The 17,815-nt window shown below is 71.1% G+C and carries 19 protein-coding genes; 10 read left to right on the top strand and 9 right to left on the bottom strand.

The window, feature by feature from the left end:
• Nucleotides 1-17 precede the first annotated feature (17 nt).
• The 6 genes from AC3WLB_RS16285 to AC3WLB_RS16260 all read right to left on the bottom strand — a co-directional run bounded on the left by AC3WLB_RS16285 (nucleotide 18) and on the right by AC3WLB_RS16260 (nucleotide 4,095).
• Entirely contained in the window at nucleotides 18-461 is a 444-nt protein-coding gene (locus AC3WLB_RS16285; protein WP_492507734.1) for a hypothetical protein, read from the bottom strand.
• A 60-nt stretch (nucleotides 462-521) separates the two neighbouring features.
• Nucleotides 522-1,019 (bottom strand): metallophosphoesterase family protein, encoded by a 498-nt coding sequence (locus AC3WLB_RS16280; RefSeq protein WP_492507732.1) that lies wholly within the window; start codon nucleotides 1,017-1,019, stop codon nucleotides 522-524.
• 86 nt (nucleotides 1,020-1,105) lie between these two features.
• Nucleotides 1,106-1,279 carry a CsbD family protein gene (locus AC3WLB_RS16275; protein ID WP_022896219.1) on the bottom strand — a complete coding sequence of 58 codons (174 nt, stop codon included), beginning with the start codon at nucleotides 1,277-1,279 and terminating at the stop codon, nucleotides 1,106-1,108.
• Between the two features lie 233 nt (nucleotides 1,280-1,512).
• Nucleotides 1,513-2,271 (bottom strand): IclR family transcriptional regulator, encoded by a 759-nt coding sequence (locus AC3WLB_RS16270; protein ID WP_492507730.1) that lies wholly within the window; start codon nucleotides 2,269-2,271, stop codon nucleotides 1,513-1,515.
• A gap of 10 nt (nucleotides 2,272-2,281) precedes the next feature.
• On the bottom strand, nucleotides 2,282-3,685 hold the full coding sequence (locus AC3WLB_RS16265; protein ID WP_492507728.1) for an MFS transporter: 1,404 nt from the start codon (nucleotides 3,683-3,685) through the stop codon (nucleotides 2,282-2,284).
• On the bottom strand, nucleotides 3,682-4,095 hold the full coding sequence (locus tag AC3WLB_RS16260; protein ID WP_492507726.1) for a cupin domain-containing protein: 414 nt from the start codon (nucleotides 4,093-4,095) through the stop codon (nucleotides 3,682-3,684). Before AC3WLB_RS16260 ends, AC3WLB_RS16265 begins: the two co-directional genes overlap by 4 nt.
• A gap of 145 nt (nucleotides 4,096-4,240) precedes the next feature.
• Here AC3WLB_RS16260 and AC3WLB_RS16255 point away from each other — a divergent pair, with 145 nt between their 5' ends.
• From AC3WLB_RS16255 to AC3WLB_RS16225, 7 genes are all read left to right on the top strand, one after another.
• Nucleotides 4,241-5,170, top strand: a complete 930-nt coding sequence (locus tag AC3WLB_RS16255; RefSeq protein ID WP_492507724.1) for a DUF6282 family protein — start codon at nucleotides 4,241-4,243, stop codon at nucleotides 5,168-5,170.
• Nucleotides 5,170-5,916 (top strand): HpcH/HpaI aldolase family protein, encoded by a 747-nt coding sequence (locus tag AC3WLB_RS16250; RefSeq protein ID WP_492507722.1) that lies wholly within the window; start codon nucleotides 5,170-5,172, stop codon nucleotides 5,914-5,916. The genes AC3WLB_RS16255 and AC3WLB_RS16250 overlap by 1 nt, the downstream gene beginning before the upstream one ends.
• Before the next feature lie 165 nt (nucleotides 5,917-6,081).
• Nucleotides 6,082-6,318 carry a hypothetical protein gene (locus AC3WLB_RS16245; RefSeq protein WP_492507720.1) on the top strand — a complete coding sequence of 79 codons (237 nt, stop codon included), beginning with the start codon at nucleotides 6,082-6,084 and terminating at the stop codon, nucleotides 6,316-6,318.
• 87 nt (nucleotides 6,319-6,405) lie between these two features.
• Nucleotides 6,406-6,648 (top strand): addiction module protein, encoded by a 243-nt coding sequence (locus AC3WLB_RS16240; protein ID WP_492507718.1) that lies wholly within the window; start codon nucleotides 6,406-6,408, stop codon nucleotides 6,646-6,648.
• The gene (locus AC3WLB_RS16235) at nucleotides 6,645-6,962 is read left to right on the top strand and encodes a type II toxin-antitoxin system RelE/ParE family toxin (protein WP_492507716.1); all 318 of its coding nucleotides are present in this window, start codon (nucleotides 6,645-6,647) and stop codon (nucleotides 6,960-6,962) included. Before AC3WLB_RS16240 ends, AC3WLB_RS16235 begins: the two co-directional genes overlap by 4 nt.
• 49 nt (nucleotides 6,963-7,011) lie before the next feature.
• Nucleotides 7,012-8,118, top strand: coding sequence for an alpha/beta fold hydrolase (locus AC3WLB_RS16230; protein ID WP_492507714.1), 1,107 nt, complete (start codon nucleotides 7,012-7,014; stop codon nucleotides 8,116-8,118).
• Between the two features lie 68 nt (nucleotides 8,119-8,186).
• Nucleotides 8,187-8,861, top strand: coding sequence for a class I SAM-dependent methyltransferase (locus AC3WLB_RS16225; protein WP_492507712.1), 675 nt, complete (start codon nucleotides 8,187-8,189; stop codon nucleotides 8,859-8,861).
• 21 nt (nucleotides 8,862-8,882) lie between these two features.
• Here AC3WLB_RS16225 and AC3WLB_RS16220 read toward each other — a convergent pair whose 3' ends face one another.
• Genes AC3WLB_RS16220 through AC3WLB_RS16210 form a run of 3 tightly spaced genes read right to left on the bottom strand, consistent with a single transcriptional unit; the run spans nucleotide 8,883 to nucleotide 12,002 of the window.
• Entirely contained in the window at nucleotides 8,883-9,932 is a 1,050-nt protein-coding gene (locus tag AC3WLB_RS16220; RefSeq protein ID WP_492507710.1) for an aldose 1-epimerase family protein, read from the bottom strand.
• A 5-nt stretch (nucleotides 9,933-9,937) separates the two neighbouring features.
• Nucleotides 9,938-10,921, bottom strand: coding sequence for a class I mannose-6-phosphate isomerase (locus AC3WLB_RS16215; RefSeq protein ID WP_492507708.1), 984 nt, complete (start codon nucleotides 10,919-10,921; stop codon nucleotides 9,938-9,940).
• 28 nt (nucleotides 10,922-10,949) lie between these two features.
• Complete coding sequence (locus AC3WLB_RS16210) at nucleotides 10,950-12,002, bottom strand: carbohydrate kinase family protein (RefSeq protein WP_492507706.1); 1,053 nt, start codon at nucleotides 12,000-12,002, stop codon at nucleotides 10,950-10,952.
• Between the two features lie 121 nt (nucleotides 12,003-12,123).
• On the opposite strand from AC3WLB_RS16210, the gene AC3WLB_RS16205 reads away from it, so the two are divergent.
• The 3 genes from AC3WLB_RS16205 to AC3WLB_RS16195 are packed head-to-tail and all read left to right on the top strand — an operon-like array spanning nucleotide 12,124 to nucleotide 17,809.
• Nucleotides 12,124-12,969, top strand: coding sequence for a class I fructose-bisphosphate aldolase (locus AC3WLB_RS16205; RefSeq protein WP_492507704.1), 846 nt, complete (start codon nucleotides 12,124-12,126; stop codon nucleotides 12,967-12,969).
• Nucleotides 12,966-14,114 (top strand): Gfo/Idh/MocA family protein, encoded by a 1,149-nt coding sequence (locus AC3WLB_RS16200; protein WP_492507702.1) that lies wholly within the window; start codon nucleotides 12,966-12,968, stop codon nucleotides 14,112-14,114. The genes AC3WLB_RS16205 and AC3WLB_RS16200 overlap by 4 nt, the downstream gene beginning before the upstream one ends.
• A gap of 41 nt (nucleotides 14,115-14,155) precedes the next feature.
• Complete coding sequence (locus AC3WLB_RS16195; RefSeq protein ID WP_492507700.1) at nucleotides 14,156-17,809, top strand: LPXTG cell wall anchor domain-containing protein; 3,654 nt, start codon at nucleotides 14,156-14,158, stop codon at nucleotides 17,807-17,809.
• Nucleotides 17,810-17,815: the final 6 nt, after the last annotated feature.

The raw sequence follows: 17,815 nt of genomic DNA, 5'->3' as shown, positions 1-17,815 counted from the left end.
TCAGGTATCACGCGGGCTCAGGGGCGGTCGCCTCCGCCGCGGAGGAGGAGCAGGTAGGCGAGGCTGACCGCAGCCCCGCCGACCGCGAGCGCCAGGCCGGCGACGAAGCCCGCCGGTACCTCGGCGTCGGCGGTGACGGCGGAGGCGATCGCCACCCCGAGGGCGCCGACGGTGTTGAGGGCGAGACCGAACCAGAGCCACCGTCGGGCGAGGTGTGGTGCGCGGCCGCGCGCGGCGTCGATGACGGCGACCACCGCGAGCAACCAGGAGAGCAGGGCGACTGCGGTGCAGGCGCTGATGGCGCGGCCGTCGGCCGACAGTTCGGATGCCGCCGCGACCGGTGCCCGGCCCGCGTCGTTCGCGGCGACCGCAGCGAGGGTGCCGAGCGTGGCGACCCCCGCCAGGTCGATGGCGAGCACCGCGCACAGCGCCGTGAATCGACCGCGACCGACACTACCCATGCTTCCAGCCTGCCCCTCTCAGAGTGCGGGCGCCGCGTCGGGGGCGCCCCCGCGGAGCGTTCAGAGCGCGACGAACTCGACGTCGCGCAGCTCGCCGGAGTCGGCGACGAGAGTGAGGAAGGTGCAGTGGGGCTGTCGGCGCCGATCGGTCGGCGAGCCCGGGTTGAGCAGCCTCATCCCGTTGGGCGTGACCGAATCCCAGGGGATGTGGCTGTGCCCGAACACGAGCACGTCGGTGTCGGGGAAGGCTGCGTCGGCGCGGCGCTCGCGCCCGGTCGCCGAACCGGTCTCGTGAACCACCGCGAACCGCAGCGCCTCAACGCTCAGCCGGGCCACCTCCGGCAGCCGCTTGCGCAGATCCGGGCCGTCGTTGTTGCCGACCACTCCCACAAGGCGCTTGGCGCGGGACTCGAGCGCATCGAGCGTCGCGACGTCGACCCAATCGCCCGCGTGCACGACCACGTCGACCGCGTCGACCGCGGCCCACACCGCGTCAGGCAGCCGCCGCGCCCGCTTCGGCACGTGCGTGTCTGCCATCAGCAGCATCCGGGTGGCCATGCCGCCATCCTGCCACCGCCACCGACACCGCCGCCGACGGCGTCGAGGGGCGCAGCGCCGTGCGCTCCCTCGACGGCGGATGCGCGTCAGTGCTTGAAGGCGTCCTTGACGTTCTCGCCGGCCTGCTTCACATCGGCCTTGGTCTGGTCGGCCTTGCCCTCGGCGACCTTGGAGTCGTCGCCCGTCGCCTTGCCGAAGGCTTCCTTGGCCTTGCCGCCCAGGTCTTCCGCGGCGTTGCGGATCTTGTCGTCTGCACCCATCGGGGCACCTCCTATTTCGTCGCCGTGCGGTTCACGGCACCTTTTCCAGTGTGCTCCGATCCGCAGAATCGGCCACCCCTGCGTCAGGTCGCGCTGCGCTGCAGCTGCTGCGTGGGCAGGATGGGTACCGCGCGCTGGTCGACGGGATCCGCGAGTCCGACCTGAGAACCGCACCCTGCTGCATCGCGTTCCTCGATGACGCCACGCTGATCGATTCCGGGGAGCGGTCGCGCCTAGGCCGGTTCGTGTCCGAGCTGCCGGGAGACCGCGTTCGCCGTGGCGATCATCGCCGTCGCGAGTGCGTTCAGTCGTTCGCCCTGCAGGGTCTCGAGCGACGACACGATGGCGACGGTGGCCGTGACCGTGCCGGAGCCGTCGAACACCGGGGCGGCGATCGCGCCGACCCCGGGGAGCACCGCGCCACTCTGCGCGTAGCCGCGGCTGCGGGTCTCCGCGATCCGCTCGAGCAGGGCGGCGCGGTCCAGCCCGGTGCCCCGGAGTGCCCGGGGCAGAGTCGCTTCGTCGTCGAGATGACTGAGGAAGCAGATGCCCTGAGCGGAGTCGGCGCGGAGTGCGGCGCCGATCCGCACCGTCATGTTGACCGTCTTGCCGGGCGGCTCCTTGCACAGCACGGCCACAGCGTTCGCGCCGGTCCAGATGCCGAGGACGGCCGTCTCGCCGCCGGCCTCGGCCAGCTGGCGGAGGAACGGCTCGGCGATCTCGACCACGCGGGTGTTCGAGAGCATCGTCGCTCCCAGCCCGGCGAGCAGCTGGCCGAGGCGGTAGGAGCCGTCGCCGACCCGCTGCAGCAGACCCTCGACGGCCATGGACTGGAGGTAGCGGTGCGCCGAGGTGCGCCCGATCTGCAGCTCCTCGGCGACATCGTTGATGCGCAGCTCCGCCCGCTGCGCGTCGAACATCCGCAGCACCTGGGCGGTGCGCGCGACGACCTGCAGATTGCCGGGGTTCTCCCGCTGCTCCGAGTCCGTCACGCGGTTCAGCCTAACGGCCGGCACGGATGCGGCTGCGTTCCGCCGGGCTCGGCGCCGCGACATCCGCAGCCCCACCGATGACGTCATCGGCGCTCGCCCCGAGGTCGATGTCCTTGGTCTCGGGACTCCACAGGCCACCGACGAGAAGCAGCGCGCCGCCGATCGCCAGCAGCACCGTCGGGGTGTACTGCAGCGGCATGATCGCCGACAGGCCCGTGGTGTAGAAGGCGTAGAACGACGGGATGATGAGAGCGAGCGAGTAACCCACCCCGTATCCCGTCGCCCGAATGGAGATCGGGAAGCGCTCGGACATGTAGGCGCCGATCGCGCCGAAAGCCGGGATGCCGAGCAGGGCGATGGCCGTGACCACACCCGCGACCGCCCAGAACCCGGTGACCGTGCCGGACGCGAACAGCACGAACAGCGGGATGGCGAGGAACGACGCGATGCCGCACCACGCGAAGAAGGCGCGGCGGCCGATCCGCTGCGACAGCATCCCGAACAGCGGATACGCCACGCACACCACGAGGAACGCGAGCACCAGCGCGAGCGAGGTCTCGACCGCGGTGAGCCCCGACGTGGCGGCGATCGTGGGCGGCAGGATGACGATCGCCGCGTTCGAGGAGAACCAGACGCCGGTCATCAGGATGAAGGCCTGCAGCAACGCGACCCGGTGCTTGCCGGTCAGCAGTTCCTTCAGCGGATTCGGCTTCTTCGCGGCGCCGGACGCGAGCGCGAGCGCCGCGGTCTTCTGCCACTCCGGCGACTCGTGCACGGAGCGGGCGTAGTAGAAGGCGAACGCGAAGGAGATGAGGGCGCCGATGCCGAACGCGATGCGCCAGCCCCATTGCGAGTACGCCGAGCCCGGATCGCCCGCGGGAGCGAATTGCAGCACCACCAGCGTCAGCAGGGAGATGACCACGTAGGAAGCGGGGAAGCCGAAGGCGATCAGGCCGGCGTTCCGCCCCCGGTTCTGGCGCGCCGAGTGCTCCATGGCGAGGGGCACCGCGCCCGTGTACTCGCCGCCGAGGAAGACGCCGTCGACGAAGCGCAGCACGATGAGCAGCACCACGGCGAGCACGCCGAACTGCTCGTAGCCAGGGAGCAGCGCGATCAGGCCGGTGCCGACGCCGGCGCCCGCCACCGCGATGACGGTGGCCTTCTTGCGCCCGATCCGGTCGCCGATCCAGCCGAAGACGATCGAGCCGATGGGCCGGGCGATCAGGGTGGAGGCGAAGATGAGGCCCACCAGGATCGCCTTGACGCCCGCATCCATCGAGTCCGGCATGAAGAAGGCCAGCGCGGGGGCGAGCGCGATCACCGGCAGGTAGATGTCGAACATGTCGACGAAGAAGCCGAAGCTCGCGCCCAGCACGGAGCGGCGCTCCTGCGGCGACGCCGCCGAGCGGCTCACGCGTCGACTCCGATCGTGAGCGGCTGACCGGCGGCGAGCTGTTCGACCCATCTCGTCAAGTGAGCGTAGTCCTCACGCGGCGGCACGAAGATGTCGATGTTGACGCACGGTCCGCTGGTCACCTCGATGTAGTGCTCGGCGCCGCGCGGCACCAGCATCAGGTCGCGCGGGCGCATGGCGTGCGCGACGCCGTCGACGAAGTAGTCGGCTTCGCCTTCGAGGATGAACACCAGCTGGTCGAAGTCGTCGTGCGAGTGCGGGCGCACCTCGAGACCTTGCTCGACGGTGTTCCAGACGATCATCACCTCGTCGGTGGCGTAGGCCTTGCGGGTGATGCCGCGGCGGGCCTCCTCCTCGGGCACGTCGTCGAAGTTGACGACTCGGGAGTAGAGCTGCTCGTTGTGGGGCATGAGATCTCCTTCGATCCGGCGACGCTGTTCGACGTGTGTTCCGATATGCGGAACAGCTTGTGCGTCATGCGGTATGGAGCGTAGCATGGCCCGCACCCCACCCGTCAAGCCCCGGTGAGTAGCCGGGTAGGAAGGAGCGGCGACGATGCTGCAGCCCGCCGATCACCAGTCCGTGCCGATCGAGGATCCCGAGGTCGCCGACCTCCTCGTGGGAGCGGTCGACCTCCACGTCCACGCGAGTCCGTCCCCGTTCCCGCGGCGGCTGCCGATCGCCGAGGCGGCCTGGCAGGCGCACGAGGCGGGGTTTCGGGCCATCCTCACCAAGAGCCATCACCACTCGATGGTCACCGACATCCGATCGGCGTCCGAGGCGCTCGGCGGGCTGCCGATCCCGGTCGTGTCGGGGGTAGCGCTCAACAACTACGTCGGCGGTCTCAACCCTTACGCGGCCGAGCTGGCGCTCGCGCAGGGTGGGCGGATGGTGTGGTTCCCCACCATCTCCAGCCACGCCCACATCTGCGTGCACGAGGCCGAGGGTGAGAACCTCAAGTTCCCGACGAACAACCTGGGCCTCCGGCACACCACCGAGATCGACGTGGTCGACGAGAACGGGGCGCTGAAGCCCGAGGTGTTCGACATCCTCGAGGTGATCAAGGCGCACGACGCGATCATGTCGTGCGGGCACCTCGGTCCGGAGCAGATCGACGTGCTGATCGCGCAGGCGCACTCGATGGGCATCGAGCGCATCCTGGTGAACCACCCCAACTTCGTGATCGAGGCCGACCCCGGCCGGGTGCGGCGCTGGGTGGCGCTCGGGGCGCGGATCGAGCACTCGATCTGTCAGTACGACGATCGGACCTCGTTCTACCAGTGGGGGCTCGACGTGCTGATCCGGTATATCGAGGCCGCCGGCATCGACAACACGCTGCTCGGCAGCGACCTCGGGCAGGCGAACAATCCGCTTCCCGTCGACGCGTACGCGCGGATCGTCCGCGGGCTTCTGGATGCGGGGCTCCCGGCCGAGTCGGTGCGGAAGCTCGTCAACGACAACCCGGCCGGATTGCTGGGGCTGTGATGCCGGGCATCCGTTCGCTCCGGGCCCTCCTCGCCGAGCGCCCGGTCACCGGCACCTTCCTCAAGATCCCGCGCTTCGAGGTGGTGGACCTGCTGGCCCTCGCCGGATTCGACTTCGTGGTGTGCGACTACGAGCACGCGCAGATGTCGGTGCACGACGCGTGCGACCTGGTGCGCGCCGGGGCCGGGCGCGGGCTGCCGGTGGTGGTGCGCGTGCCGGCGCTCGACCGTGGGGAGATCAACCGGCTGCTGGAGGCGGGGGCGGCGGGCATCCAGCTCGCGCGCGGGCACGGGGCGGCCGCGACCGGATTGCGGGAGCTGGTGTCCTATCCGCCGCTCGGCTCCCGCTCGGTGTCGCTGTCGCAGCCCGCCGCCGACTACGGTGTGGGCGTCGGGCTGACGTCGCACCTGGAGCGGTCGAACCGGGAGGTGCTCGCCGTCGGTCAGTTCGAGACCGCCGACTATGCGGCGGGGCTGGCTGCGGCGCTCGACGTGCTCGACGTCGCCTTCATCGGGCCCGTCGACCTGTCGGTCGATCTCGGGACGCCGGGGGAGCTCGAGTCGGCGCCGATGGAGGAGGCCCGCGGTGTGATCGAGGCTGCAGCGCGGCGTGCCGGTGTGCCGATGGGGGTGTTCGCGGGTTCGGCCGCGGCCGCCGAGGCCGCGCGGGCGCGGGGCTACCGCTACGTCGTCGCGGGCTCGGACCTCTCGATGCTCTCGGCCGGTGCGGCCGCGTTCGCGGCCTGAGCTTGAGCCTGCGGCTGCGGCTGCGCCGGGGGCGCGGTGACCATGGAACGGCGAGGCGGCCATCCCACCGCGACGTCGGCGGCTGACCGTGCGGCGGCGCTTGCGCGCGTCGTGGATGCGGCGACCGCGGTTCACCGTGTCGCGGTCGGTGGCTAGGATGCGGGTATGGCCATGTCCGAGCCGCTGATGCCGGCCCACGAACCGCTCCCCGAACCGCCGGCGACCGATCGCGACATCGCGCTCGATCCCGACGTCTTCGTCGAGCCCGAGGTCGCCGATGCCGACGCGGATCGGGCGGCCGAGCACGCCCGCGAGCATGCGGAGGGCACGCCGTTCCACCGCCCGGTCGCCGGTGACTCCCTCACCGCCGAGCAGCTCGCCCGCGACCTCGCCGTCGAGTGACCCGCGCCCGCCGCGTGACCTCGTGCCCGCCGCGTGAGTACCGATTGCTCCATGGCCTGCCCGTGCCCCGCGCCGTAAACTGAGGCCATGACACCGGAGGCCGCCGCAGTCGAGCGGGCGCTGCTCGCGCTCGCTCCCGACGACCGCGCCGCCGTCGTTCGCCGCGCCCTGGTGAGCCTCGACGATGAGACCGACGACGAGATCGACGCGAGTTGGCGCGAAGAGATCCGCCGCCGCGTCGAGGCGGTCGAGCGCGGTGACGTCGCGCTCGTCAGTGCGGAGGAGTCGGAGGCCCGCATCAGCGAGCTCCTTGCGCGCCTGTCGCGGTGACCGGCGGCTACTTCCAACTCCCGGAGGCGGTCGAGGAGTTGCTGCACGCCATCCGGTTTTACCACGAAATGCAACCTGGGCTCGGTGACGAACTCGCCGCGGACGTGCGAAAAGCAATCCACGATGTGGTCGACGCGCCCGAATCATGGCCGGTGCTCGCAGAGGTGAGTCCGGGCCTGACCGTGCGGAGCCGGAAGGTCGGCACATTTCCCTACCGACTGACCTACGTCGTCCGAGGCGACGAGGTCGTCATCATCGCCTATGCCCACACCCGTCGCGCGTTCGGATACTGGCTCGGACGCATCCGGTCGTGATCTACGAGCCACACGCGCCAGGCAAGCCTGCCGCGAGGACAATGGAGGGATGGAGCAGCGGGTCAGGTGGGTGACGACGGCGAGCGGGGCGCGGATCGCCACCGCCGAGGCGGGCGAAGGGCCGGGCCTGCTGTACGCGGCCGGGTGGATCGGGCACCTCGGACTCAGCTGGGAACCGGGAGCCGAGCGGGCGTTCCACGAGGCCCTCGCGCGCGGCCGTCGACTCGTGCGCTACGACCGCGAGGGCTGTGGTCTGTCGGCGGTCGCCGAGCAGAATTCGGCGCCGCACGCAGAAGGGCGGGCGGAGTCGTCACTGGCGGGGGAGGTCGAGCTGGGTCCGGCGTCGAGCGCGCGGCGGCAGGCGGAGCCGTCGCTGGCGGGGGAGCTCGAGCAGCTCTCCGCGGTCGCCGAGACGCTGGGCGCGGCGCCGTTCGACCTCGTCGGGAGTTCTCTGGGGGCGCTGGTGGCAGCGGCGTGGGCGGCCGAGCATCCTGAGCGGGTGCGACGGCTCGTGCTCTACGGCGCCTGGGTCTCCGGTGCAGCCGTCTCGCCGGCGAGCGCGCAGGAGCACATCCTCGGTCTCGTCGAGCAGCACTGGGGCATCGGCTCCGAGGTGCTCACCGACATCTTCGCCCCCGACGCCGACACGCCCACCCGGCAGGGGTTCGCCCGGTACCAGCGCGCCTCGTCCAGCGCCCAGACAGCGCGTGCCCTGCTCGCGCTGAGCTACCGCATCGACATCGCCGACGTGCTCGGGCGGGTGCGGTCGCCCATGCTGGTGGTGCATCGCGAACAGGATCGCGCAGCACCCCTCGAACAGGCCCAGGCGCTCGCCGCGGGAATCGCCGGCGCCCGCCTGGTCGTGCTGCCGGGCCGCTCGCACCTGCCCTCGGTGGGCGATTCGGTGGGACTCGTGGCGGAGATCCGCCGCTTCCTCGGTCTCCGCGTGGCACGCTCCACGGCGACCGGACTGACCGCCCGGCAGAACGAGGTGGCCGCCCTCGTCGGTGCCGGCCTCACGAACCGTGCGATCGCGGCGCGACTGGGCATCGAGGAGCGATCGGCGGAGGGCCACGTGGAACGCATCCGGCTCCGCCTCGGCCTCCGCTCGCGCGCGCAGATCGCCGCCTGGTACGCGGCCGCCCACCCCGATTGAGGTAGTTTCCCGCCTGTCGGGTGCATCGGCATCCGGCACTCTGGGCTGACCGACCCCAGGGAGCCACCGTGAATGACACCACCGCCCGTCCGACCGCGAGACCGTTCGAACTGCACGGCGGCCGTGGGCGCTTCAATGCCGCGTTCTTCGGAGCGATCGCCCCCGTGCTCGAACGATCCCTGCGCCCCCACAAGCAGCGTGTCTTCTCGGGCCTGCCGCGCCAGGTGGTGGAGATCGGCCCCGGCGTCGGGCCGAACCTGCGGTACCTGCCGCTCGGCGCGACCCTGCTCGCCCTCGAGCCGAATCGGCACATGCACGCCGCTCTGCGGTCAGCCGCCGGCCGCCACGGCGTCACCCTCGATCTCCGCGAGCGGGTGGCCGAGCACACCGGCCTGCCCGACCGCAGTGTCGACGCCGTCATCTCCTCATTGGTGCTCTGCTCCGTCGGCGACCCGGCTGCGGTGCTCAGCGAGATCCGCCGCATCCTCCGCCCGGGCGGCACGTTCCGCTTCGTCGAGCACGTGGCCGCCGAGCCGGGCACCGCCACGCGGCGGGTGCAGCGGATGCTCCGCCGCCCCTGGGCCTGGACCTTCGAAGGGTGCTCCTGCGAGCGCGACCTCGAGGGCGCCCTCCGCTCCGCCGGCTTCGCGTCGGTCGACCTCGAGCACTACCGCCTGCACACTCCGTTCCTCCCCTTCAACCCGCAGATCGCCGGGATCGCCCGCACCGCCCACGACGGCTGAGGCGAGGAGGCGGGGAGGGGCTCAGTGCCGCTCCGCCGCCTCCCGCGACCCCACGTGAATGCGCACGACCTGCGAGCGACGCTCGCCGGGAGCGAGCACGGGAGCTCCCGCACCCGGAAGCTCGCGTCGCGGGCCGAACAGCGGCGCCGTCGCGGGCTCGATGCCGAGCGCCCAGCGTCCGCGCGTCGGGAACACCCACTGGTGCAGGTGCGGCAGGGTCGCCGCGGTCCACTCGACGACGACGCCGAGGTCGCGGGCGGAGCTCAGCACCGTCGCCCGCGCGAAGCCGTCAGGGCCGGCGGGCACGCCGTCATGTGCGAAGACGGCCTCCGCGAATCGGTCGGCAGGCTCGGGCAGGACCGTCCAGTCCGGCACCTCCGGATGCGGCGCCGACGCGGTCGTCTCCGCCGGCGCGATGACGACCCGGCTCCCGGGCGCCACGAGCGGGGCGCCGAAGTTCAGGTGGTAGAGCATGCTGAGCGTGGCCGGCTCGGGCCCGACGTTGCGGAGGTCGTCGGAGACGGTGAGCCGCGCCATCCCGTCGTCGCCTGTGGCAGCGTGGATGGTGCGCCGCAACCGGAACGACGGGCCGAACACCGCGACGCTCTCGACGACTCCGGTGAGCACGACGCCCTCGTCGGGGTCGCCGTCCACGTCCTCTGCGAAATCCTCGTGGCCGGCCAGAGTCCGCCAGGCCACCTCCTCGGCCGGCAGATGGCTCGCCCGCCCGTGCATCCCCTCCCCGTTCGCCGGCGCTCCGATGGTGCCGAACCCGCAGGTGGTGAGCAGTCCGCCTGTGAAACGGGTGAGCCACTCGCTGCCCGACGCGGAGGGCAGCGCCCGCGCATCGCGCACCGGCGAGAACCAGGACATCGGGATGCCGCGATACCAGGTGTCCCCGACGTCGAAACCTCGCCCGGGCAGCACCTCGAACTCGAGCGAGTCGAACAGGCGTGCGGTGAGGAGCCGCTCGGCGGCTGAGGTTCCCGGCGCACCGTAGGACTCCTTGACCGAGGCGACCGGTCTCGCCGCCGCGAAGAGCCCGTCGCGCAGCAGGGACTCGCCGCTCACGTCCGTCATGCGCGCGGCGGCCGGGCGACGAGGGCGCTGCCCGCGAGCCGGTAGGTGCCGGCGGAGAACGGGACGAGGGTCGTCGAGCCGGCGGGCAGCGTGCGGCAGAGGCCCGACCCGATGGTGAGCTCCGCCGGTTCGTCCAGCGCGATCACGATGGCGAAGCCGGGCGCGAAGTCGCGCACGCCGTCGACGCGGTCGAGCCGGAAGAACTCCTCCGCCTCGGCGGCCAGCGCCGCACCGCTTCGCACGTCGCGCCGCACGAGCGCCTCGATCTCGGGGGCCGAACGGCCCTGCCGCTCGACCGCGGTGAGAGCCAGCCCGAATCCCAGTCCGAGATGTCCGTCGTTCTCGCCGTCGAGGTCGAAGCCGCTCCACTCGAGCAGGATCGAGAGGTCCTCGGGCTCCTGCACCTCCGCCAGGAGGATGCCCGCGCCGATGGCGTGCAGCATCCCGTGCGGCACGAAGACGCTGTCCCCGGGCTGCACGGCGACCTCGTGCATGAGCGCGAGCATGCCGGCCGAGTCCTGCGTCGCGACCAGCTCCTGCAGCTCGTCGAGTTCGATCGGGCGCGTGAGCCCGAGGTGCACGACCCCGGGGCTCAGGATGTACCAGGCCTCCGCCTTGCCGTGCGCTGTGGAGACGTGCTCCCCGGCGAACACGCCGTCCGGATGCGCATGCACGGGCAATCGCTGCCCGGCGTCGAGGAGCTTCACGAGCAGCATCGTATCGGAGCCGAACCGTTCGACGTGCGCGGCGCCGAGCCATGCGAGCGGGGCGGCCGCGACGGCGTCGGCGAGCAGAGTGCCGTCGGCGAGCCGGGTCATGCCGACGGGCGCGTTGCCCCGCACGCTCGTGGTCGAACCCACCCAGTCCTCGGGAGTGTTCGGCGGCGATTCCCGCATTCCGCGGAAACGCGCGATGCGCTCGCCGCCGCGGTAGAAGCGCGCGGGCGGCTGGTTGGCGGGAAGCAGAATCGGTTCCAACACGGATCCTCTCAAGGTGCTGTGGGGTGGGTCAGGCTTCGAACAGGCCGGCCGAGGTGGGCGCGAGGGCACGGACGATCGGCGGAGTGGTGCGCTCGCCGGCGATGACGGTGGCGGAGCACGCCGCAGCGAGGGCTGCCGCCTGTTCGGGCCCGGCCCCGCGGGCGAGCGCGAAGAGCAGGCCGGCCGTGCTGGCGTCACCGGCTCCATTGGTGGTGACCGGATGCTCCACCCAGAGCGGGGGCACGGTCAGCGAACGGTCGGCCCAGGACTCCGCGAGCGGCGCGAGCACCGCACCGCCACGAGCCAGACGCTCGGCCGACGCGGTGCGCAGGCGGAGCCCGTGCCGCCCGGCCGAGATCGCGACCACGCCGACTCCGTCCTCGAGCATCCGGTCGGCGAGCCGATCGACCAGCTGCGGCGAGTACGGCTCGTCGATGCGGAGGGCCGACGCCAGATCGTCGAAGCTCGGGCTCGCGATGTCGCAGTGGGCGAAGGCGGCGGTGAGGATGGCGTCCCAGTCGAGGCGTCCGGCGCTTGAACCGGGATCGACGACGGCGAGGTCCAGCGACGTAGTGAGGCCGGCAGTGCGGGCACGGGCGAGTAGATCGCGGAGCGGCCCGCCGTCCCCGGCCAGCAGGCGCGGGAGGAGGGGCGGATACCCCACGTGGAGCAGCCCGTGACCGGCGACATCGACGCCCGAGCCGTCGAAGTCGTCGTTCGCACCGGTGTGGTGCCAGAACGTCCGGTCGACGCCGGGCTGCTCGAACACGAGGCTGTACGAGGTCGATCGCCCCGCCGACTCGGTGAGCCGGGGCGCCGCGAATCCCTCGTCCGCGAGCTTCGCGAGCAGCAGGTCGCCGAGCTCGTCGGCGCCGACGTTCGCGAATGGTGTGACGGCGGCACCCAGGTCTGCCAGAGCGCCTCCGGTGTTCGCCACGCAGCCGCCGAGTGAGACCGTCAGCGGCCCGATCTCCACGAGCTGGCCGGCTTCCCAGCGTGCTCTCTCGTGCAGTCGGGGAGCGATGTCGAGGCAGAGGTGTCCTGCGACGGCGATCGTGTGCACGGCTTTCCTTTCGCTCACGCCGAGATCGAGCATCTCCGGGAATGGAGCTAGACAACGTTATCTCAGCGCAGCTACTCTGACACAGACCCGGCCCGAAAGAAACCGCGGCGACGATCGATCACGAGGAGAACCACACGACATGTCCCCATTCCGGCTCAACAGGCTCTTCAATCCGAGCTCGGGCAAAGCCCTCGATGTCGCCGTCGATCACGGGTTCTTCGGCGAGCCCTCGTTCATCACGGGCATCGAGGACATGGCCTCCGTCGTGAGTACGCTCGTGAACGCGAACCCGGATGCGGTGCAGCTCACCCTGGGCCAGGCGCGCCTGCTGCAGCGCATCCCGGGCAAGCAGAAGCCCGCGCTGGTGCTGCGCACCGATGTCGCGAACGTCTATGGCAACCCGCTCGACAGCCACATCTTCAGCCATCACGTCCCGAACGCGATCGAGGAGGCGGTGCGGCTGGATGCGGTCGCCGTCTGCGCGAATCTCATGCACCTTCCCGGGCGCCCCGAGATCCGCGAGGCGAACATCCGGTCGATCATGGCGCTGCGGGAGCAGGCCACCCGATTCGGCATGCCGCTCATGATCGAGCCGCTCGTCATGCAGGACAACGCGAAAGCCGGCGGGGGCTACATGGTCGACGGCGACACCGACAAGGTCGTCGCCCTGGTGCGCCAGGCGGCCGAGCTCGGGGCCGACCTGATCAAGGCCGACCCGACCGACGACATCGCCGACTACGGGCGGGTCATCGCGGTCGCGGGTGAGGTACCGGTGCTCGTGCGCGGTGGTGGCCGCGTCGAGGACCGCGTCCTGTTCGAACGCACGATCGCCGTGCTCGAGCACGGCGCGAGCGGTATCGTCTACGGCCGCAACGTCATCCAGCACCCGAAGCCGGCCGGCATCACGGCGGCGCTGATGGCCATCCTGCACGAGGGCGCCGACGTGGCGACGGCACTCGCGATCGTCGAGGGGAGTGCGGCATGAGCGCCCCCACCGTCAACGTCGCGATCATCGGGGCCGGTCTGATGGGTCGGGAGATCGCCGCGGCGATCCAGCGCTGGCCCGCCCTGATCGACCACCCCGTGCGGCCGCGGCTCACCGCGGTGTGCGACATCAACGAGGCGGCCCTGGCCTGGTTCGACGAGATCGACACCGTCACCACCAAGGTCACCGATTATCACGAGCTGCTGTCCGACCCGGCGATCGACGTCGTCTACGTGGCCGTGCGCCACGATCTGCACGAGCGCATCTACGCAGACGTCATCGCCGCGGGCAAGAGCCTGCTCGCCGAGAAGCCGTTCGGAATCGACGAGCAGGCCGCGCAGGCGATCCTCGCGGCCGTGGACGCGCATCCGGAGAGCTTCGTGCGCTGCTCGAGCGAGATGCCGTTCTTCCCCGGCGCGCAGCTGGCGATCGACTACGTGCGCAGCGGCGCCCTCGGCACCATCGTCGAGTCGCGCAACAGCTTCCTGCACGCCAGCGACGTCGACGTCACGAAGCCCATCGGCTGGAAGCGGCAGAACCGCTTCTGCGGAGAGGCCGGCGTACTGAACGACCTCGGACTGCACACCTGGCACGTGCCGCTCCGCCTGGGCTGGGCGCCGGAGTCGGTCTACGGCGTGCTGCAGAACATCGTCACCGAGCGGCCCGGGCCGGACGGCGAGCCGGTTCCGTGCGACACCTGGGACAACGCCGTGCTGCACAGCTGGGCGTGGCACGACGGTGTGCGGTTCCCGCTCACCACCGAGACCAAGCGCATCGATCCGGGACAGAAGAACACCTGGGTCTTCGAGGCGACGGGGTTGAACGGCGGCGTGCGGTTCAGCACGAAGAACCCCAAGTCGGTGGAGATATTCACCGTCACGGACGTTCCGGGTGCCGGCCGCGAGCAGGTCTGGCAGCAGATCGACGTGGGAAGCCAGTCGGTGTGGCCGACGGTCACCGGACCCAACTTCGAGTTCGGGTTCTCAGACTCGATCCTGCAGATGTGGGCGGCGTTCCTCGCGGAGCGGGCGGGCGCTCTCGGCGACCGCTTCGGCTGCGTCACGCCGCACGAGGCGGCGGCGACCCATGCCATCTACCGCGCAGCCATGGCCTCCGCCACGACCGGCGCCGCCACGGCCCCCTGAGCCACCTCAGCCACCCCTTAGTTCAAAGGAGAACGAAGCCCATGCACGACCACCATGCCCCCGCGATGCGCCATCGACCGGTGCGCCATCGATCGGCACGCCCCGACGGTCGCCTCGTCGTGGCCGCGACGCTCGCCCTCGCTCTCGGCTGGACGTCGCTCGGTGCCGTCACAGCCGCGGAGTCCGCGTCGGCGGCCACCAGCACCATCGACTACGCGATCGCGGGCGGCGACCTCTCCGGCCCGCTGCCCGGCGGCTGGACCGTGACGGGCGATGCGGAGCAGCAGCGCTCGCTGCAGCTCGAGCCCGGTGGAGTGGCCTACCAGGGGATCCCGGTGACCGGTGACGGCAGCGGGCCGGCTGTGGGCGACGTCGTGACAGCGCAGGTCGACGTGACGGTGCACGCCGACGTGACCACGACGTCGACCGTGCTCGTGCGCGTGACGGACGGCGCGAGCATCCTGGGCGAATGGACGGACCTCTCCGGGCTCCCGCGCGGGCAGCGGGTCACCGTGACCAGCCAGCCCGCCGGCGGAGCGGGCGCGGTCGGGGCCGCGGCGGGCGCGGTCTGGGTCGAGCTGCACAACGACACCGACAGAACGATCGAGGTCCACGATGTGCGGGTCACCGCCCAGCGCGGTTCGTCGGCCGTGTCGTACACGGTTCCCAACGGGGACTTCGCCGCGGATCTCGCTCCGGCCAACTGGTCGGCAGCGAAGGCGAGCATCGCGAGCTCGCTGGTGCTGCAGCCGGGCGCGGCGCTCAGCCGGAGCATCGAGGTGGGGTCCGACCCGACGCTCCCGCGGGCCGGCGACCGGCTCGCGCTCGCCGTGGGTGCCTTCGTCGACCCTCGGGCGGCGAACGGCGACGACCCGATCGCACTGGTGTCCTCGGGCGCCGGGGCGATCATCCGATCCCGCGATTCGGCCGAGCTCCCGCGCGGGCGGTGGCAGGACGTCGTGGGTGAACCCGACGGCGCGGCCGTGCCGGACGGAGCGTCGGCCCTGAGCCTCGAGGTGCACAACAGCACCGCCTTCCCGCTGCGCCTGCGCGACCTCCGCCTCTCCGGCATGCGGGAGGACGGCAGCGACGACCTGAACGGCGACGGCGCGGTGAACGCGGCGGATGCCGAGTGGTTCGGTGCGCAGGTGGCCGCGGGTGCCACCGACCCCGCCCTCGACTACGACCACGACGGCCAGGTCACCGCCAAGGACGTCTCCTACTTCACGCGCTTCGTGCTCGCGGACACCACCGAGGTCTACGCGAACCTCGCGCACCTGGACTTCCTCAGCGAACACGTCGAACTCGACGGCCGCCAGGCGATGATCGTCCACCTCTACTCCGAGCCGGTCGACCGGAGCGACCTCGCCAAGGGTTACACCTGGGTCGGCGACCCGCAGGAGGGTGTCTCGGCGCTCGACGACGTGGCCCGCGCGACGATCGTCTACGCCGAGCACTACGCCAGCTACGGCGACGCCCACAGCTACGACCAGATGAAGCGCGGACTGGAGTTCGCGATGTGGATGCAGGCGGACAACGGCGACTTCGACAACTTCGTCGCCCGCGACGCGAACGGCGGACTCTTCAAGAAGGACAGCGCGTCGTCGCAGACTACTTTCAGCTACTGGGCCGCCCGTGCGTACGAGGCGATGGGCACGGCCCTCCCACAGCTCACCGCCGCCGATGCCGACCTCGCCGGCCGTGTGCAGGCGAGGATGCAGCTGTGCCTGGACCGGATCGACGAAATGGTGACTCCCGAGTACGGCCAGCACGACGACGCCGGTGCCCCGTCGTGGCTGCTCCTCGACGACAGCTGGCTCTCCGCCACCGCCGTCTCCGGGCTGGTGCGCCACGCAGAACAGCTCTCGGGCGCACCGCGAGCGCAGGCGGTCACGCTGGTGCGGGAACTCGCCGAAGGCATCGCCTACTACCAGGCGGGTGACTTCGACCAGTATCCGCTGGGCGCCCCCAAGCACAGCAACGGCAACTGGTACGAGTGGGGCAGCATCCAGACCAAGGCGCTCGCCCTGGCCGGGCGATTGACCGGGGAGACGTCGTTCATCGACGACGCCACGCTGGCCGCGGACAGCTTCCTCTCCGACCTGCTCATCTCGGGCCGGTCCATGGAGGTCAGCCCGAACAAGACCGGCCTGCCGCAGATCAACTACGGCACCGCCAGTTACGTCGACAACTACCTCACCCTCTACGCCGTCACCGGGGAGCAGAAGTACGCCGACATGGCCGGCATCGCGGCGACCTGGTGGATGGGCAACAACCCCATCGGCGAACCGATGTTCGACCAGACCCTCGGCCTCGCCTTCGACGGCATCACCATCGGCGGCCTCAACAGCAACAGCGGCGCCGAATCGGTGGACGAGGCGCTGCGGGCGATCCTGCGCATCCAGCGCGTGCCCGAGGCGCTCGCCGTGATGACCGCGAAGAAGATCGACGAGCGCACGACCTCCACGGTCGAGATCGAAGACCTCTTCGCGGAGGGCCGGCCCGGCGACACCGTGCTGGCGCTCCCGAACGGCGGCCTGAACGATCCGGCCAAGGCGGTCCGCAGTCAGGCGCCGGCCTCGGGCACCGACGAGCTCGCGATCTACCAGGACTCGCTCGACGTGACGGCCGTCCAGCCGATCTACGAGGACTGGAGCGGGCGCAACGCCCTCTTCGTGACCGGTGCCGGCTACAACAACGTGCGGCTGTTCGACGGCGGGTTCATCAGCACTGACATCGGTGTCGGAGGGGCGGATCAGCCGCAGCCCGGCGACGCGCTGATGCTGGACTTCTCCGCGCTGCTGCAGTTCGGCACCGATCTGGACGCCGAGGTGCTCGCCGTCGGACCGACCGGCACGGAGACGGTGCTGGCCGACGACAGCGGATTCCACTACGACCCGCGCACCTGGTACTCCGGGGCGGGTTCGGTGCGCACCACCCTGGCCGCCACCGTGCCCGACGACGCCGACCGCATCACCGTGCGGTTCAGCAACGCATCCACCAATCCGAACCCGCACGAGGGGTACGCGACCGTCACCATCGCATCGCTCTACCGCTTGGGTGTGCCGGAGGTGCGGTACGGCTCGACCGCCTTCTCCAACCGCGCATATGCGCACGCCGAGCCGGGCGGCTCCCGAGCATTCGATGTCGAGGTGCCGTACTCGGGCGAGTACAACCTGTTCCTCAGTGCGGTCGACCAGGATGCCGCGAATGCGGCATCGGTGTCCTTCCGCTCCGGAGACGCCGTCGATTCGACCGTGGCGCTCGAGGGCGCTCCCGGAACGGTCACCATCCGGAACATCGGCCGGGCGTCCCTCCAGGCCGGCTCGATGCCGCTGGAGATCGGCGCAGCGGATGCTGCTGCCGACCTGGACGCGTTGATCCTCTACCCGGTGGAGACATATGCCATCTACCAACTGGCCGACGGCCGGCAGGTGATGGTGCTCCGCGACGCGGATGCGCGTGAGCTCTACGCCGGCACGCCGGAGGAGGTGCGGAATCGGGCCGGTTCCCCGGTGGTGACCACGCCGCCGGCACAGCCGGGCGATTCGGCTCCCGGAGCAGAGGGGCCGACCCGGCCGGAGGCGCTGGCGGCGACCGGTTCGGCGCCGGGCGCGCTGCTGCTCATCGGCGCCCTGGTCCTGGTCGCCGGTGCGGTCCTCATCGGGCTGCGCCGGCGCCGGGCCCGGAGTTGACGGGCC

It is taken from the genome of Herbiconiux sp. FW305-C-125 (assembly GCF_058783455.1).
This window is presented reverse-complemented; position numbering and strand designations above follow the sequence as displayed.